At 63.9% G+C, this 16,862-nt stretch carries 11 protein-coding genes and 1 riboswitch; of the genes, 1 reads left to right on the top strand and 10 read right to left on the bottom strand.

The features are described from left to right. Nucleotide 1: 1 nt before the first annotated feature. Nucleotides 2-484 carry an MSMEG_0572/Sll0783 family nitrogen starvation response protein gene (locus CK501_RS08730; RefSeq protein ID WP_077531005.1) on the bottom strand — a complete coding sequence of 161 codons (483 nt, stop codon included), beginning with the start codon at nt 482-484 and terminating at the stop codon, nt 2-4. A gap of 273 nt (nt 485-757) precedes the next feature. Here CK501_RS08730 and CK501_RS08725 point away from each other — a divergent pair, with 273 nt between their 5' ends. Continuing rightward, the gene (locus CK501_RS08725) at nt 758-2,158 is read left to right on the top strand and encodes an aminotransferase-like domain-containing protein (RefSeq protein ID WP_095617352.1); all 1,401 of its coding nucleotides are present in this window, start codon (nt 758-760) and stop codon (nt 2,156-2,158) included. 118 nt (nt 2,159-2,276) lie between these two features. Here the strand turns inward: CK501_RS08725 and uca (CK501_RS08720) are convergent, their stop codons facing one another. From uca (CK501_RS08720) to atzF, 9 genes are all read right to left on the bottom strand, one after another. Beyond that, entirely contained in the window at nt 2,277-5,870 is a 3,594-nt protein-coding gene (gene uca / locus CK501_RS08720; RefSeq protein WP_095617351.1) for an urea carboxylase, read from the bottom strand. An 84-nt stretch (nt 5,871-5,954) separates the two neighbouring features. Further along, a complete protein-coding gene (locus CK501_RS08715) occupies nt 5,955-6,596 on the bottom strand; it encodes an urea amidolyase associated protein UAAP2 (RefSeq protein ID WP_095617350.1) in 642 nt (213 codons plus the stop codon). Next, nucleotides 6,596-7,342, bottom strand: coding sequence for an urea amidolyase associated protein UAAP1 (locus CK501_RS08710; RefSeq protein WP_095617349.1), 747 nt, complete (start codon nt 7,340-7,342; stop codon nt 6,596-6,598). Before CK501_RS08710 ends, CK501_RS08715 begins: the two co-directional genes overlap by 1 nt. Further along, entirely contained in the window at nt 7,339-8,154 is an 816-nt protein-coding gene (locus tag CK501_RS08705; RefSeq protein WP_077531012.1) for an ABC transporter ATP-binding protein, read from the bottom strand. Before CK501_RS08705 ends, CK501_RS08710 begins: the two co-directional genes overlap by 4 nt. An 11-nt stretch (nt 8,155-8,165) precedes the next feature. Further along, nucleotides 8,166-8,984 (bottom strand): ABC transporter permease, encoded by an 819-nt coding sequence (locus CK501_RS08700; protein ID WP_095617348.1) that lies wholly within the window; start codon nt 8,982-8,984, stop codon nt 8,166-8,168. Nucleotides 8,985-9,051: 67 nt separating this feature from the next. Next, nucleotides 9,052-10,107: a putative urea ABC transporter substrate-binding protein gene (locus CK501_RS08695; protein ID WP_095617347.1), complete on the bottom strand. Its 1,056-nt coding sequence runs from the start codon at nt 10,105-10,107 to the stop codon at nt 9,052-9,054. Nucleotides 10,108-10,160: 53 nt separating this feature from the next. Beyond that, nucleotides 10,161-10,259: riboswitch (guanidine-I (ykkC/yxkD leader) on the bottom strand. Nucleotides 10,260-10,467: 208 nt separating this feature from the next. After that, nucleotides 10,468-11,181, bottom strand: a complete 714-nt coding sequence (locus CK501_RS08690; RefSeq protein ID WP_095617346.1) for a GntR family transcriptional regulator — start codon at nt 11,179-11,181, stop codon at nt 10,468-10,470. A 17-nt stretch (nt 11,182-11,198) separates the two neighbouring features. Next, nucleotides 11,199-14,837 carry an urea carboxylase gene (gene uca / locus CK501_RS08685; protein ID WP_095617345.1) on the bottom strand — a complete coding sequence of 1,213 codons (3,639 nt, stop codon included), beginning with the start codon at nt 14,835-14,837 and terminating at the stop codon, nt 11,199-11,201. Nucleotides 14,838-14,853: 16 nt separating this feature from the next. Then, nucleotides 14,854-16,650, bottom strand: a complete 1,797-nt coding sequence (atzF, locus tag CK501_RS08680) for an allophanate hydrolase (RefSeq protein ID WP_095617344.1) — start codon at nt 16,648-16,650, stop codon at nt 14,854-14,856. Between the last annotated feature and the right edge of the window lie 212 nt (nt 16,651-16,862).

Genomic DNA, 16,862 nt, shown 5'->3' with positions numbered 1-16,862 from the left:
CCTACATGGTCCAGGTGTGGACGACGTAGGCGTTTTCGTTACGGTGAATCAGCTGGAGATCGAGCACATCCAGGGGATTGATGGGACGGATTCCCTCGACCAGTGCAGGTTCCCCGTGGCCGTAGAGGGCCTGCAGCGCAAACCGGCAGGCATAGACCTTGCCCCCTTCGGACATGAAGGACTTGAGCTGTTCCTCGTAGTTCTGGTGCCCGGGAAACGCCTCGTCACCGATGGTGGGAAAGCCGCGCTGTACGCCCAGGGTGACGCCGGGGCCGTAGAGCAGGATGCTGGTCTCGAAGCCCTTGCGCTGGAGGCGTTTGGCCTGCAGCAGGTTCACGAGGCCAATGGAGCCTTCAAAAGCCACCGTATGAAAGGTGACCAGGGCTTTCTCGCCGGGTTCGGCCTGGACGTCCTCGAAGACTTTCTCTTCGTAGTCGACGTAGAAATCACCCTTCTGATAATTGGGAGCACTGACTTCGGGCATGATGGATACTCCTGATAGCGGTCATGGCTTAATGGGAAGTCCGGAATGGCATGGCGCCGACCGGCTTCATCTTTAGGGATTCAATCCTCGTGCCAATCATTGCGATCGATATGCGATCATTGACCCATCAATTGCTGTAAGTATAGGCTGCGTCGGAAACAAGGAGTTGTGTGCAGATAGCCTCGCCAGTGTCCTGCCGTAAACGGGCGCGGGGTTGTAGTGCACCCCTTGGAAGCAGGAGTTGTCAGCGTTGAACCAGAGTGGAGCACAGGGATGGGTAATGATCTCAGCCGGTGGGCGAACCGGATTCACCGCAGTGAACGGCCCACCTACCATGCGATCGCTGATGCGATCGATGAGGACATACAATCGGGCCACCTGCGATCGGAACAGAAACTTCCCGCCCTGAGGACAGTGGCGAGGGCCCTGGACATCAATTTCACCACGGCGGCTCGTGGCTATGCGGAAGCTGCGGAGCGGGGGCTGATCCGTGGCCGCCCCGGCAGTGGCAGTTATGTCAGAGGGGAAGTCGCGGCCACGCCGGTGAAGCGCAGCAGCCCCATCGGTGTCATTGACATGTCCATGAACATGCCGCCGGAACCCCATGATCCCGATCTGATCAACCGGTTACGGTCGGGGTTTGCCAGCCTGGCCCGGGAGGAGGATCTGTATGGGTTGCTCCGTTACCAGGAATTCGGTGGAACCATGGCGGATCGCGAGGCGGCGGCGAGCTGGCTGTCCAATCGACTGACAGGCGTCGATCCGGCCAATGTGCTGATCTGTCCGGGCGCGCACGGTGCACTGTTGGGGTTGTTCGCAGCGCTGGCCCGCTCTGGTGACAGCATTGCCTGTGAAGCCGTCACCTATCCCGGCATCAAGGGAATCGCGGCACATCTGGGGGTGCGCCTGGTGGGCCTGCCGACAGACACCGAAGGCATGGATCCGGAGGCATTTGCCGCGCTCTGCGCCTCGGATCCCCCGAAGGCGCTTTACATCAACCCCACGCTGAACAATCCGACGACGGTGACCATGCCTATGGAGCGGCGCCGGGCAATTGCCGAGGTCGCCCAGCGCTATGGCATCCCGATCATCGAGGATGATCCCTATGGGTGCCTGCCCGAAGAGCGTCCGGCACCGATTGCTACCATGGCGCCGCAGCTGACGTTCTACGTGGCGGGGCTCGCCAAGGTACTGGGCCCAGGGATGCGTATCGGTTTCCTGGTTCTTCCCAACGTCCGCTATACAGCACGCCTCAACTCAACCCTCTCGGGACTGGTGGTCATGGCGAACCCGGCCATGATCCGGCTCGCCACACGCTGGATCGAGGATGGAACAGTACGTGCTATGACCCGGGCCATCAGGGAGGAGTCCCGAGGCCGGCAGATGCTGGCCCGGGAAGTGCTGGAAGGGATGGATTATCGAGCACAGCCCGAGGGCTTCCATCTGTGGCTCCAGGTGCCTGCGCCCTGGACCCGGGTTGAGCTGGGCAACCGGCTGCGGTCCTGCGGTGTGGCAGCGGTGGTTTCCGATACCTTTACCATGCGCGGCCCGGCCCCGGAGGCGCTACGGATCTGTCTGGGCGGTGCCAGCAGTCGTACCGAGTGTCACCGTCACCTGGAGATCGTTCACGACGCGATTGAGTATCTACCGGGCGTTGCCGCCGGTACTGAATGACCCGGTATGCTTTGTGTTCTTCGGGGCCCGCAAGCGAGGGTGATCCTGGCCGGCGGCGAAGCGGCTGGCGACCAGGACTACATCAAGCATCTCCATCCGGAGGACAGCCCCGTTGTGTTCAGTGCCCCAGCACCATCACCGCCTGGCCGGCATCAATCTGTTGTCCTTCGTCCCGGGCAATATGGACCACCTTGCCGGATTCAGTGGCTGTGACCTCGATCTCCATTTTCATGGACTCCAGGATTGCTACCACCTGGCCCTCCGTCACGGTGTCGCCTTCGCTGACCAGCAGCTGCCAGATATTGCCCGCCGTGGGTGACTCCACCGGTGTGCCCTCGGGCAGCTCATCCGCCTCGTGCTCGCCCAGGTCCTGCTGGGATTCGTAGTTGATGGCGCCGCTGGCGACCCAGCGCTCCAGTTCCTCTTCGAAGGCCTGGTTGCGGGCTTGGGTGAAGCTCCGGATGCTTTCGGCGTTGGCCTCCAGGAACTGCTGGTACTCGTCCAGGTCGAAGGTGGTTTCCTCGATCTGCAGCGGAAAGTCGCCCTTGGGGTGATCCCGCCGGATCTGCTGCAGCTCTTCCGAACTGACCTCGTAGAAACGGATCTGATCGAAGAAGCGCAGCAGGTGCGGTTCGGTGAAGTGGCGCGTGCGGCGGTAACGGTTCCAGACCTGCAGGGTACGGCCCACGAACTGGTAACCGCCGGGGCCTTCCATGCCGTAGACGCACAGGTAGGAGCCACCAATGCCCACGGAGTTCTCCGCCGTCCAGGTACGGGCCGGGTTGTACTTGGTGGTGACCAGGCGCTGGCGGGGGTCGTAAGGGGTGGCTACCGGCGCGCCCAGGTAGACGTCGCCCAGGCCCATGACCACATAGCTGGCGGAGAACAGGATCTCCTTGACGTCATCGATGCTGTCGAGCCCGTTGATGCGCCGGATGAACTCCAGGTTGCTGGGGCACCAGGGCGCGTCGCTGCGCACCGACTGCATGTATTTGCGGATGGCCTCGTGGCAGGCCTCGTCATCCCAGGACAGGGGCAGCCAGACAATGCGCGAGGCCACCTTCTGTTCCTTCTGTTGCTGGAGGTGTTCTTCCGCCTCCTTCAGAACCTGCAGCAGTCGCTGGCGGTCCATGACCAGCGGATCAAAGTGGATCTGAAGCGAGCGGATGCCTGGAGTCAATTCCAGAACACCCTCGAAATCCTGCTCCTGGAGCCAGAGCATCAGCGCATGGGCGCGGAAGCGCAGGCGCAGGTCCAGCTCAATGGGCCCGTATTCCACCAGCAGGTAGCGGTCGCCGCAGGGCCGGTAGGTGACGGCCAACCCCGCTTCTTCAGCGCTCAGGGACTGGAGGATGGGGGAGGCAGGGCGCCATGAAGTGACCGCCGGTGCCCGATCCTCAAGCGCCTCGATGCTCTGGTTACGGGCCTCGGTAAGGCGGTCGGCATCGTCCAGGCTCACAGGCTCGAAACGCACGGTGTCGCCGGCCTTGAGCTGCCCGAGTTTCCAGAGGTCCGTCTGGATGACGGTTGCCGGGCAGACGAAGCCGCCCAGAGAGGGGCCATCCGGCCCCAGGATCACCGGCATGTCGCCGGTGAAGTCCACGGTGCCGATGGCGTAGGCGTTGTCGTGGATGTTGGAGGGATGCATGCCCGCCTCGCCGCCATCCCGACGGGCCCATTCCGGCTTGGGACCAACCAGGCGGATGCCGGTGCGGTTGGAGTTGTAGTGGATCTGCCAATCCGCGCTGAAGAAGGTCTCCATGTCCGCTTCGGTGAAGAATTCTGGCGCGCCATGGGGCCCGTAGGTGCAGCGCAGGGTCCAGTGGGTGGTGAGCCCGGGCGTCATGGCGTCCGGCAGGCTCATCGCCTCGGGTGCGGAAGCCTCCGCATCCAGGTGCAGCACATCGCCGGTGCGCAGCGCCCGCCCGCCATGGCCACCGAACTGGCCGAGCGTAAAGGTGCTGCGTGAGCCCAGGTGGGGCTGGCACTGGATGCCCCCGGCAATCGCCAGGTAGGCGCGGGCGCCGTCGCCGGTGACCTTGCCCAGCTTCAGGGTCTGGCCCGCCGTGACCGGGACGGTGCGGTTCAGTGGCAAGGTGTCGCCGTCCAGGGTGGCATTCAGGTCCGCGCCGGTAAGGGCGATGGTGGTGGCGCTGTTGAAGCGCAGGGTGGGGCCGTTCAGCGTCAGCTCCAGCCCGGCGGCGCCCTCGTCATTGCCCAGCAGGCGGTTGGCGAGTCGGAAGCTGAGGTTGTCCATGGGCCCGGAGGGCGGGATGCCCACCGGCCAGTAACCGATGCGGCCGGGGTAGTCCTGCACCGTGGTCATGGTGCCACTGGCCAGCACGTCGATGGTTGCGGGCTGGTAGCTGAAATCGTTCAGGTAGCGGGTGGTCATGCGGCCCCGGGCGAAGACCTCGTCCGCGAGGATCGCGGATACATACTCCCTGTTGGTCTCAATACCTTCGACGATGGTCTGCGCGAGTGTCTGCTGCAGCGCTGCCAGAGCCTGATCACGGCCGGCCTCGTGTACGATGATTTTGGCCAGCATGGGATCATAGAGCGCGGAGACCTCCAGCCCGGCCTCGATCCAGTGGTCAATGCGCCGCCGGTCGCCGTCCGCCTCCGGGAATTCCACATGGGTCAGCAGCCCGGCACAGGGCTGGAAGTCCTTGTTCGGGTCTTCCGCGTAAAGGCGGGCCTGGATGGCGTGGCCGGTGGGTTTCAGGTTAGCGGCAAGCTGTTCGATGTCACCCAGTTCACCGGCGGCCAGCTTCACCATCCACTCGACCAGATCCACTCCATAGACCTGCTCCGTTACGCCGTGCTCCACCTGCAGCCGGGTATTCATCTCCAGGAAATAGAAGCGGTGGGTGTCCTGGTCCATGATGAACTCGACCGTGCCGGCATTGCGATAATCCACGGCCGAGACCAGGCGCGGGGCCGTCCCGTGGAGAGTGGCACGTACGTCGTCGGGCAGGTTGGGGGCGGGTGCCTCTTCCAGGACTTTCTGGTGACGACGTTGGGCGGAACAGTCCCGCTCGCCCAGGGCCACGGCTTTTCCGTTGCCGTCACCGAACACCTGCACTTCGATGTGTCGGGCATTCTCTATGTATTTCTCAAGGAAGACGCTGTCGTTGGCGAAGTTGTTGGCGCTCAGACGGCGTACGCTGTCCCAGGCCTTGTCCAGAGTTTCCCTGTCATGGCAGATCTGCATGCCGATGCCGCCACCGCCGGCGGAGCTCTTGAGCATGACCGGGTAGCCGATCTCCTCGGCGGCCTTCAGGGCGTTGGGCTTGTCGTCCAAGAGGCCGGTTCCCGGGAGCAGGGGCACTTCGGCTTTTTCGGCGATTTCGCGGGCGGTGTGCTTGAGCCCGAACTCGGTCATCTGGTGCGGGCGCGGGCCGATAAAGGCGACGCCTGCGGCTTCGCAGCGTTCGACAAAGTCGGGGTTTTCGCTGAGGAAGCCGTAGCCGGGGTGGACGGCGTCGATGTTAGCGTCTTCGATGATGCGGAAGAGCTTGTCCTGGTTGAGGTAGGTTTCGGTGGCGCTGCCATCGCCCAGGGGCCAGGCTTCGTCGGCCTCGCGGACGTGCAGGGAGCCGGCGTCGGCTTCGGCGTAGACGGCGACGCTGGTAATGCCCATTTCGCGCAGTGTGCGGGTGATGCGGCGGGCGATGGCGCCGCGGTTGGCGATCAGTACCTTGTTGAACATGATCCTGTTCTCGCTTTTGCGGGTCGTCCCGCCTGGTTGTTCCGGCCCCTTCGAGGTCGTCCCCGGGTGGCGTTCAACGGTTCTTCAGCTGTCCCAGACCGCAATCTCCAACGGCGTGGGATCAAAGCCACTGCAGGGATTGTTGAGCTGCGGGCAGTTGGAGATCAGGACGATCACATCCATCAGCGCCTTCATCTCCACGTACTTGCCCGGACCAGAAATCCCATCGGCAAAGCTCAGTCCACCCTCGGGGGTGATGGGCACGTTCATGAAAAAGTTGATGTTGTGCGCGATGTCGCGCTTGGTGACGCCCAAGTGCTCGTTCTCCTGGATCGCGTTCATCCAGTTGTCCCGGCATGAATGCATGCAACGGCGGTCGTGGGCGTAGCGCACGGTGTTGCTCTCGGAGGAGCAGGCACCGCCCAGGGTGTCGTGGCGGCCGCAGGTGTCGGCGATGATCTCCAGCATCGGGTTGTTGCGGTTGGAGCGCAGCACGCTGCCGGTGCCCAGGTAGACATTGCCCTGTTCACGCACGGTGTCATTGGCGCTGTAGCGTTCGGCCGGGTCCAGAGCGCTGTAGAAAAGGGTGTCGGCGGCTTCGTTGCCGTCCACGTCGGTGATGCGGACGGTCGAGCCCGCCTTGACGGTGCGCATGAAGTAGTCGCCGGCGCCGATGCGCTGGCTGTAGCGGGCATCATGGGTCTGGCGGAAGCTTTCGGTCAGCATCAGGCACCTCCTGCATCGGTCAGGCGGACGGGGTCGTCCAGGTAATAGAGTCGGGTGTTTTCCATGGCCCGGCGGCTGGTGGCGTGGGCGTTCACGCATTCGTCATCGGGCGTGACCGGGTCGGTCTTCAGGAATTCCACCTGGATGGGCTTCTTCGGGTACTTGGTGGCCGGGTTCAGCGGATGCGGGCTGGTCGCCGCAATCACCAGGGCATCCATGTCGAAGCGCAGGGTCACGCTGGCGCCGGGGCGGTTGTGGCTGTCCACGTAGCGCATGTTGCCGGCGTCATCGGTTTCCACCCGGCTGAACAGGTTGAGGTTGGCATGCAGGTCGCGTTCGCCCAGACCGTACTTGGTCAGTTCGGTGAGGAAGCTTTCCTCGCCGCTCAAACACCATTCATTCATGTATTCCTGGAAGGACCAGCGGCCAAAGCGCTCGTAACAGGCACCCCGTGCCAGGGTGCCGCAGGCGGAGTCGTGGCCGCCGAAGTCGTCCTCGACGATGGAGGCGATACAACGCCCCATGTCGGAATAGAGGCAGTGGCCCTGGGTCAGGCGGAAGGTCTCCTGGGCCTTCATGGTATCGGGCGCGTTGTAGCGCTCCATGAGCATTTCCGGGTTGAACACGAGCAGGGCCAGGTTGCCGCCGCCTTCCACGTCCGTCAGGCGCAGGCCGGTGTTGCGGCGCATGCGGAAGGACCAGTGGTGGCCTCCGGGCAGGGTGTAGTCGTAGAGGAGTCGACTCATGAGTGTTCTCCTGTCGGTTGCGGGGTTTGGGTGTCGATGGTTCGGGCGGTGGCATCCACGTCGGCATTGATGTCGTCCAGCACGCCGGTGTCGTCGCGGCCCACGGCGAGGTCGTAGGTGATGCGGGCGCCGTAGGCTTCCGGCGCCTGCGGGTCCAGGCGTTCCTTGTCGAAGACCCAGAGGCGGGTGCCGAGCGCGAAGCCTTCCTCAATGTCGTGAGTGATCATGAAGACCGTGAGCTGTTGCTCGCGCCACAGACGGCTGACCAGTTCGTGCATGTCCCGGCGGATGCCGGGGTCCAGGGCGCCGAAGGGCTCGTCCAGAAGCAGGATCCGGGGTTTCTTGATCAGTGCCTGGGCGAGGGCCAGGCGCTGCTGCATGCCGCCGGAGAGTTCGTGGGGGTACTTGTCGAGGGCGTGTTCCAGGCCCACCTCTTTCAGCATGGCGATGGCGTCATCCCGGAGCCGGCGCCGGTGGGCGCCGAAGACACGCCCGAGCCAGCGGCTGGCTTCCAGCTCGCCGGCGAGCATGACGTTGCCGGTGGCATCCAGGTGCGGCATCACGGAGTAGCGCTGGAAGACGATGCCGCGTGTGGCGTCCGGCTCTTCCGGGATCGGCTTGCCATCCAGAAGCAGCTCGCCGCGCGTGGGCGTCTCGGTGCCGAGCAGCATTTTCAGGAAAGTGGTCTTGCCGCAGCCGGAGGCGCCCACCACGGTGACGAACTCGCGTGCCTCGATGGAGGCGTTGAGCCGCTCCAGCACTACGTCCTCGCCGAATTCCTTCCACAGGTTGCGGATCTCGATCATGGCCATGGTTGCGCCCCCTATTGGCCGGTTGCGTGGAACCAGGGGTAACGCCACCTGGACCAGCGGTTGAGCAGGAAGTCGATCACCAGCGCCAGCAGCGTGATCCAGAGGACGTAGGGCAGGATCACGTCCATGGAGAGGTAGCGCCGCACCAGGAAGATGCGGTAGCCCAGCCCCTCGGTGGCGGCGATGGCCTCGGCGGCGATCAGGAACAGCCAGGCGGTGCCCAGGGCCAGGCGCGTGGTGGCCAGCAGCCGTGGCATGATCTGGGGTAGCATCAGGCGGGTGATGGTCTGCCAGGTGTTGGCCCCGAGCGTCTGCATCTTGATGATCTGCTCCTCGGGGATCTCAAGGGTCCGCTGTTGCATGTCCCGGATCATGAAGGGTGTCACGCCAATGATGATCAGCATGACCTTGGCCAGTTCCTCCAGCCCGAACACGATGAACAGTATCGGCAGTATGGCCATGGGGGGTACCAGGGAGACGCCCACGACCAAAGGCGAGAGCGTTGCTCGCACATAGGGAATGGCGCCGTTGGCGATACCGAATATCAGGGCCAGCGCGGCGGAAAAACCAATGCCGATACCAAGCCTCTGAAGGCTCGCCAGGGTGTCCTGGAGCAGCAGGTAGTCGCCGGAGCGCTTGCTGGGTTCAAACGCCATGCGTTCGACCGCCTCAGCCATCTGGGTCAGTGAGGGCAGCAGGGGGTCATCCGGGTTTTCCGCCAGGCGCGCCGAGGAGGCGCCGATGTAGATGGCCAGAAGCAGCGCAAACGGCAGCAGCCCCAGGAACCAGCGGGCATAGCGATTGGGTTGCCGGTTGATCAGTTTCTTCATGGGATCAGCCCGTCAGCGGGAAAACGGGCCGGCTCCGGAGAGCCGGCATGCGTTGGAGGCGGTGGGGTCAGAGTTCCCCGTCCGCGGCCTGCTGCATGTACTTGTCCGTAAAGCGCAGGTTCACGTTGCCTTCGTTACCGTAGGTCCCGGACGGTGTCTCGATGCCCACGGCTTCCGCGCTGGGCGCACCCTGGCCGAGCAGACCATGACGGAAGGAGAACTCGGCCACGTTCTGCATGGTTTCCAGCAGCTGGTCACTACGGGTGAAATCCACCGCTTCGGAGGGGTCATGGAACATGTTGGTCGCCTCCAGCTGGGCCTCGTAGCCCTCAAGATCGGTGCCCGCGGCATTCGCCATATGGGTACGGGCCTCAATGGCCGTTTCGTCATCGCCCTGCATGCGGGCCATGATCTCGTACCAGGCGCCGGTCAGGGCCTTGCCGAACTCCGGGTTGGCTTCCAGGGTTTCCGTGTTGACCACCATCAGGTCCATGATCTCGCCCGGGATCTGGGAGGAGTCGAAAACCAGGTTGGCATTGGGCTGTTCCAGCACGGAGCTGAGCTGCGGGTTCCAGGTAACCACGGAACTGACGTCGGGCGTGGCGAAGGCTGAGACAATATCCGCGTCGGCGGTGTTGACGACCTCGATATCACGCTCGGACAGCCCTACGGACTCCAGGCCCCGCGCCAGCAGGTAGTGGGAGACAGAGAGTTCCACCAGGTTGACGCGCTTGCCCTCGATCTCGGCCAGGTCATCCTCGTTCTTCATGACGATGCCATCATTGCCGTCGGAGAAGTCGCCCACCAGCAGTGCAGTGGAGTCGACATTGCCCGAGGCCGGGATGGTGAGCGCGTCCATGTTGGTCATGGTGCAGCCGTCGAAGCGGCCGGAGGTGTACTGGTTGATGGACTCGATGTAGTCGTTGATCTGGACCACGTCGATTTCGATGTCGTACCTGTCAGCCCATTTATCAACGATGCCTTCGGCATCGCCGTAATCCCAGGGCATCCAGCCCACATAGATGGACCAGCAGACACTGAATTCGTCTTTTGCAAGGGCGGTGCCGGGCAGCATGCCGGCGGCGGCAATGAAGGGGAGTGCGGTAAGCAGCTTGGATCGCATGTCGAGCCTCCTGACGGTGGACTGGGAGGAATCAGATGGCTGTTCAGCCTGTATCCTCCCGGGCTTTTGTCCCGCCGTGTAACCTTCAGAAGGTCGACCGCTCTCGGACCAGACGCCACGTCGGTGTGGCCGGAACCCTAGCTGTCCATTTGAGATTGTCTTGGAACGGACCGGGCAGCACAGCGCCGCTCAGTCATCTGATTCCTGTATGTTAGATTGCAACCACAGTGCCACCTATGGAAAAACCTTTAATGACAGTAGCCTGGGGGATCTGATGCTGTCGTGGTCGGGAATCGGGCGCGCCATCTTGGTGCAGCTTAGAGGGGTGTGCCCCGGTTGGGGGCAGATTGGGCCTGAAACCTAAGGGCAACCTGGTTCCCGGCGCCGATGCTGTTGCGAGACCTCCCGGATGCGCTCCAGTGAGATGCCCTTGACGGCCTCCTGGCTGGTACGGATATGGGCGGTCATTTTCTCCGCGGCCTCACCGGGATTGTTGGCGATCAGTGCCTGCAGGATTTCGGCGTGTTCCCGGTAAGTGGCATCGATCCGGTCGGGCCGGGTGAAATCAAGCCGCCGGACGATGCGCAGCCGGTCCGTTATCCGCTGGTGGACCTGGGTCATTTCGTCGTTGCCGGCTGCCGCCACCAGCTCACAGTGGAAGCTCTCATCCAGGGCGCGCACCGTGCTGCCGAAAGCCCTCTCAGAAGGGGCATCCGGGTTCCAGATGTCGTTGAGCAGCCGCAGCGCGGGCGGCGGCTTATCCAGGCGGCAGATCTTGTGCATCGCGGCCCGTTCAAGGGTAATGCGCAGGTCGTAGAGCTCCTCGATCTGCTTGAAATCCAGCTGCCGTATCTGCCAGCCACTGCGGAAAAGCACGTCCACATAGCCTTCGCGCTCCAGCCGGTACAGCGCCTCGCGAACCGGCGTGCGGCTGGCCGAAAGCCGCTGCGCGATGTCGGATTCACTGAACTTGTCGCCAGGGATCAGGCGGAACTCAAAGATATCCTCCTTGAGCGCCTGATAGATCCGGTCGGCCATGCTTTCGCGCTGTGTGGGGGCGCCGGATTCCGCCATTGGGGGTCATCGCCTGCTCAGGAATCGGTTTTAATGCTCACCAGAGGGGCGCCCGGTGAGACAGCTTTACCCGGCTCACAGTGTATCGCACTGATGCGGCCACTGTCGGGCGCCGTCATCTCGAACTCCATTTTCATGGCTTCCACAATGACCACGGGATCCCCCAAGGCAACGGTATCCCCGGGCTGCACCAGGCACTTCCAGATGTTACCCGCGATCTCGGCGCTCACCAGTTCGCCAAGCGCCTCCAGCTCATCCGTTGCCGGGCGGTTGTTGGCGTCATGGAGCGCTTCCACGGCCCGGTCCTCGCTTTCCTTCCAGCGGGCGACCTCCTCATGGTACGCGGCCCGCTGGTGTTCCCGGAACTGAGCGATTGAATCCGCGTACTCTTCCAGGAACGCCTTGTGCGAGACGAGCTCGAAGGTTTCCTCCTCGATGGGGATGGTTAGCTCGCCGGCGCGGAACTGATCCCTCAGTTCATGCAGCTCCTCCTCGCTGACCGGGTAGAAGGAAACCTGGTCGAAGAACCGCAGCAGCCAGGGCTTGCCGGCTTCGAACTGGGGATTTTTGAGGTGCTTGTTCCAGATGGGCAGGGTGCGCCCAACCAGCTGGTAGCCCCCGGGTGAATCCATTCCGTAGATGCACATGTAGACACCGCCGATGCCCACGGTTCCCTCTGCTGTCCAGGTCCGGGCCGGGTTGTACTTGGAGGTCATGAGCCGGTGGCGGGGATCCAGTGGCACGGCGCAGGGGGCGCCCAGATAGACGTCTCCCAGGCCCAGCACCAGGTAGCGTGCGCTGTAGAGCACCTCCCGGACTTCATCCCGGTGTTCCAGGCCATTGAGGCGCTGGATGAAGTCCACGTTGTTGGGCAGCCAGGGCGCGGTATCACGTACGGACTGGCGGTACTTGTCCACGGCCTCCAGGGTAGCGGTATCCTCGAACGCCATGGGCAGGTGCAGCACCCGGCTGCGGACCGTAAGTTCATCCGTTGCCGGCAGTGTCTGCTCAATGTCCAGCAGTGTCTGGATCAGGGATGACTGCGGCAGACGGTGCGGGTCGTAGCGCAGCTGCAGGGAACGCACCCCCGGTGACAGTTCCAGGAGGCCTTCCAGGGCCCGATCCTCCAGCGCTTCCATAAGGCCGTGAATGCGCAGGCGGAAGCCCAGGTCCATAACGTTGGGCCCGTACTCCATCAGTATGTAGTTGTCGCCGGCCTGGCGGTAGCACACGGCGGGCCCGGTATCGGACTCCGGCAGGGAGGCCAGGATGGTGGCGGAGGCTTCCTTTTCGGGCTCCAGCCTCGGGGGCTGCCACGCCGGCTCTGGCTGGTGCTGTAGAGTCGCTATGGTGTCTTCCCGCTGCTGGGTCAGGGCCATGGCGGTATCCATGTCCATGGCGACGAACTGGATGGTGTCGCCTGGTTTGACCTGACCCACCTTCCACAGTTCCGCGCTGGCGATGGTGACCGGGCAGACAAAGCCGCCCAGGCTGGGCCCGTCCCGCGTCAGGATCACAGGCATGTCGCCGGTGAAGTTGATGCTGCCGATGGCGTATTCGCAGTCGTGGATGTTGGAGGGGTGGAGGCCTGCTTCGCCGCCGTCGGTCCGGGTGAACTCCGGGCGAGGTCCGTTCAGCCGGATGCCCAGCCGGTTGGAGTTGTAATGGACTTCCCAGGCGGTATCGAAGAAGCGGGTGATGGAGTCCCGGGTAAAGAAGTCCGGTGCGCCATGCGGGCCGTAGAGCACGCCGATCTGCCAGTGGTCGGGGTACTCTGGAATCAGCGCGGGATCCGCCGGGGCGGGCGCGGTTTCGGGCGCGGCGGTGGTGCAGGCAGGCAGTTCCGGCTGGTTGAGCGGGACGGTATCCCCGGTGCGCAGTGGCCGGCCCCCGTGACCGCCGAACTGGGCGAGGGCAAAGGTGGCCCGGCTGCCCAGGTATTCGGGCACGTCGAAGCCGGCACGCACGGCCAGGTAGGTGCGGCAGCCCGTGGTCGCCCGGCCCACGGTCAGGGTCTGGCCCGCCGACACGGTTACCGGTTCCCAGAAGGGACAGGGGGTGCCGTCGATCTCCGCGTCCGTGCTGGCGCCGGTCAGGGCAATGACGCTGTCACGGTGAAAGGTCAGGGTGGGACCTATGATGGTGCACTCCAGACCGGCTGCTTCCGGAGCATTGCCCACGATCCGGTTGGCCAGGCGGAACGCGTAGTCGTCCATGGGACCGGAAGGCGGTACGCCGATGTGCCAGTAGCCGACACGCCCGGGGCAGTCCTGGACGGTGGTATAGGTCCCAGGTTTGACCACCTCGACCACGTTGGGTCTGTATTCGAAGGTATCCAGTGATGATGTGGCGACCTCGCCGGCACTGAAGGCCGGGTCCGCCAGAACCTGGCGCAGGTAATCCAGGTTGGTGGCAATGCCCAGCAGGCGGGTTTCGTCCAGTGCGGTGCGCAGGCGTGTCAGTGCGTCGGCGCGGTCACGCCCGTGTACGATCATCTTGGCCAGCATGGGGTCGTAGTGCGGCGAGACCTCGGTGCCGGTCTCAACCCAGCCGTCGATGCGCACACCGTTTTCCGGCCAGTGGACATCATTGAGTTCGCCGGGCGCTGGCTGGAAGTCCTTGAGGGGGTCTTCGGCGTAAAGCCGGACTTCCATTGCCGCGCCCTCGAACCGTGGCTCGAACGCATCCAGATCCGGGGACTCACCCGCACCGATGCGCAGCATCCATTCCACCAGGTCGATGCCGGTAACGCATTCGGTTACGGGATGCTCCACCTGCAGCCGTGTGTTGACCTCCAGAAAATAGAAGGCGTCACGGTCCGCGTCGTAGATGTACTCAACCGTGCCAACCGACTGGTAGTTCACCGATTCGCCCAGGGCCACGGCGGCGTCCAGCATGGCGCGGCGGGTTCCGGCAGGCAGGTTCGGGGCCGGTGTTTCCTCGACCACCTTCTGGTTGCGACGCTGCAGTGAGCAGTCGCGTTCGCCCAGCGCGATCACACGCCCCTGCCCGTCGCCGACAATCTGGACCTCCACATGGCGGGCGCGGGCGATGTAACGCTCCAGAAAAACGCCGCTGTCATTGAAGAAGCTTTCGCCAAGACGCTGCACGCTCTCAAAGGCCAGGCGCAGTTCATCCGCGGTGTCGCAGCGGTTGAGGCCGATACCGCCGCCTCCGGCCGTTGACTTGAGCATCACCGGATAGCCCAGCTGGTTGGCGTGCGCCAGCGCCTCTTCGGGGCCGCTCAGCAGGCCCGTACCCGGTGCGAGGGGGACGCCGGCATCTTCGGCCAGAGCCCGCGCGCGGTGCTTGAGACCGAACTCACGGATCTGATCCGGGGTAGGGCCGGCGAAGTGGATGCCAGCATCCGCGCAGGCCTCGGCAAAGTCGGCGTTCTCCGAGAGGAACCCGTAACCAGGGATAATGGCGTCAGCGCCCGATTCGCGCGCAATGGACAGAATGCGCTCTGTGTCGAGATAGGTCTCGGCGGCGCTCTCACCGCTCAGCGGATAGGCCTCATCGGCGAGTGTGGCGTGCTGGCTGTGGCGGTCCGGATGGGAGTAGACCGCAATGCTGGTGATGCCCAGCCGCTTGAGGCTTTGGATGATGCGCACCGCAATCTCGCCCCGGTTGGCCACAAGAACCTTTGAAAACATGGCGTTACTCCTTTCCTTATCCCTGTTGTTCCCGGAGGGACTGGATATAGGCGCGCCAGCCCCCCAGATGCGTGATGTCCGTGGCTCCCTCGAGCCCCGCTTCCTCACAGATGAAGCCCTTGGCCCAGGTGCCGTCCGCCAGTTCGACGGTGCCGATGCCCAGTGGGTGGGGAATCAGGTCGACGAAGGATCCGAAGTGCTCCGTGGGCATCGCCCATACCTCGACGTCCAGGGCGCCGCCGGTGGGGTCCCGTCGCAGGCCGGGTTTGGGCGGGGTGGTGCCGGCCAGGGCATACAGCCGGTAACAGGGGGCGGTTGCTGTGCTTTTCAGCAGCCGTGCACCGCGCCCGGTCAGCTGGTCATTCAGTGGCATGCCGCTGAGATGGGCGCCCGCCACGGTTACCTGGACCGTGCCGGCAGAGGGTTCTGGTGGCGTCTCCGGTGGCCGCTCCCGTCCGGTGGCGCCTAGTGGTGTCGGGGCGTGGTTGAGCCATTGCGCGCCCAGTTCCTGAAGATCCCGGTCACGCCAGGCGCCACTGATCAGGGTGATGCCGAAAGGCAGGCCGTCTCCGCGGAACCCGGCCGGTAACGCCAGCGCGCAAAGGTCAGCCAGGTTGACGAAGTTGGTGTAGCGGCCAAGGCGGGCGTTCAGGTGCACAGGGTCGGCCTCGACCGCCCTGAGGGAAGGGGTGATGGGCGCGGTCGGCACCAGCAGGGCATCGATGGCCGCCAGCTCCTGGTCCAGGGCATGGCGCAGCTCATGCTGCTGGTAGAGGCCGTTGAACGCATTGGTAGCTGTGAACCCCTCCGCCTGGCGGATGATGTCCCGGACTACCGGGTTCATGGCCGCCGCATTCGCCTCCATGAAGGTGCTGATTGCGGCGTGACGCTCCGCGATCCAGGGGCCTTCATACAGGAGTGCGGCCATGGCGTAGAGCGTTGTGAAGTCCCGCTCCACCACCTCAGCGCCCAGGGACCGCCACTGGCCCAGGGCCTGCTCCCATGCATCGCGTTGCTGCTCGTCGCTGTACCATTCCGGATCCCTGGGAATGGCCAGGCGTCGTATCGGGCCCGGTGCCCTCAGTGCACAGTCAGGGTTGGATCCGTATTCCAGGCGGGAGCGGCCAAAGGGGTCAGTGCTCTCGCCCGCTTCCAGGCAGCTCTGGATTACGCCGGCATCAGCCGTGGTCAGGGCGAAAACCGAGACACAGTCCAGACTCCGGCACGCCGGTACCACGCCGCGGGTGCTGATGGCCCCCCGGGTTGGCTTGAGGCCCACGATATTGTTCAGTCCTGCCGGTACACGTCCGGAGCCGGCAGTGTCCGTACCCAGGGAGAAGGGGACGGTGCCGCGGGCCACGACCGCGGCGGACCCGGAGCTCGACCCTCCCGCTATGACGGCGTCATCGAAGGTGTTGGGGACGGCGCCCCAGGGAGAGCGTGTCCCGACAAGCCCGGTAGCGAACTGGTCGAGGTTGGTCTTGCCGATCAGTACGGCGCCCGCTTCTTTCAATGCCTTGACCGCTTCCGCATCGCACTCGGGCCGATAGCCGTATTCCGGACAGGCCGCAGTGGTCTCGAAACCGAACGCGTCAATGTTGTCCTTGATCGCAAACGGCACCCCGTAGAGTGGTTGCTCCGGGGAAAGGGTCGCGATCTGGGCGGCCAGCTGTTCCCGGCTCGCCAGGCTGATCCAGGCGGGGTCGCGTGGGTCCTCGGCCTCCAGCAGCGCTTCCAGAAGCGCCTGGGGTGACTGGCCATTACGGTACGCCTCCTGCCAGTCCCTGATGGTCCATCCGGTTGTTGAAGCCATGACGAGTCTCTTGGTTGCAATCTTGTATACAAGAATGTGTTAGCAACCGGTGTGCCATCCCTGTAAAACGCCATAAAAAGCGGTAATAACAATGAGATGAAATAAATTTTCGGCGTTGATCGGATTGGCTTTGGGCCGGACGCTGCCCTGATATGGGGAGCTGTGCGACAGAACGGTGCAGTTGTGGGGCGAAGGGGCTTTGGTGTCTGCGT

Source organism: Halovibrio salipaludis (genome assembly GCF_002286965.1).
Taxonomy (GTDB): Bacteria; Pseudomonadota; Gammaproteobacteria; order Pseudomonadales; family Oleiphilaceae; genus Halospina; species Halospina salipaludis.
Note: the sequence above shows the minus strand (reverse complement) of the source record. Positions and strands in the feature narration are given on the sequence as shown.

Excerpts from the sequence above, each read along its gene's own strand:
- uca (WP_095617345.1), bottom strand. The coding sequence starts at position 14,837 with ATGTTTTCAAAGGTTCTTGTGGCCAACCGGGGCGAGATTGCGGTGCGC.
- CK501_RS08725 (WP_095617352.1), top strand. The coding sequence starts at position 758 with ATGGGTAATGATCTCAGCCGGTGGGCGAACCGGATTCACCGCAGTGAA.
- CK501_RS08690 (WP_095617346.1), bottom strand. The coding sequence starts at position 11,181 with ATGGCGGAATCCGGCGCCCCCACACAGCGCGAAAGCATGGCCGACCGG.
- CK501_RS08700 (WP_095617348.1), bottom strand. The coding sequence starts at position 8,984 with ATGAAGAAACTGATCAACCGGCAACCCAATCGCTATGCCCGCTGGTTC.
- uca (WP_095617351.1), bottom strand. The coding sequence starts at position 5,870 with ATGTTCAACAAGGTACTGATCGCCAACCGCGGCGCCATCGCCCGCCGC.
- atzF (WP_095617344.1), bottom strand. The coding sequence starts at position 16,650 with ATGGCTTCAACAACCGGATGGACCATCAGGGACTGGCAGGAGGCGTAC.
- CK501_RS08715 (WP_095617350.1), bottom strand. The coding sequence starts at position 6,596 with ATGCTGACCGAAAGCTTCCGCCAGACCCATGATGCCCGCTACAGCCAG.
- CK501_RS08730 (WP_077531005.1), bottom strand. The coding sequence starts at position 484 with ATGCCCGAAGTCAGTGCTCCCAATTATCAGAAGGGTGATTTCTACGTC.
- CK501_RS08705 (WP_077531012.1), bottom strand. The coding sequence starts at position 8,154 with ATGGCCATGATCGAGATCCGCAACCTGTGGAAGGAATTCGGCGAGGAC.
- CK501_RS08695 (WP_095617347.1), bottom strand. The coding sequence starts at position 10,107 with ATGCGATCCAAGCTGCTTACCGCACTCCCCTTCATTGCCGCCGCCGGC.
- CK501_RS08710 (WP_095617349.1), bottom strand. The coding sequence starts at position 7,342 with ATGAGTCGACTCCTCTACGACTACACCCTGCCCGGAGGCCACCACTGG.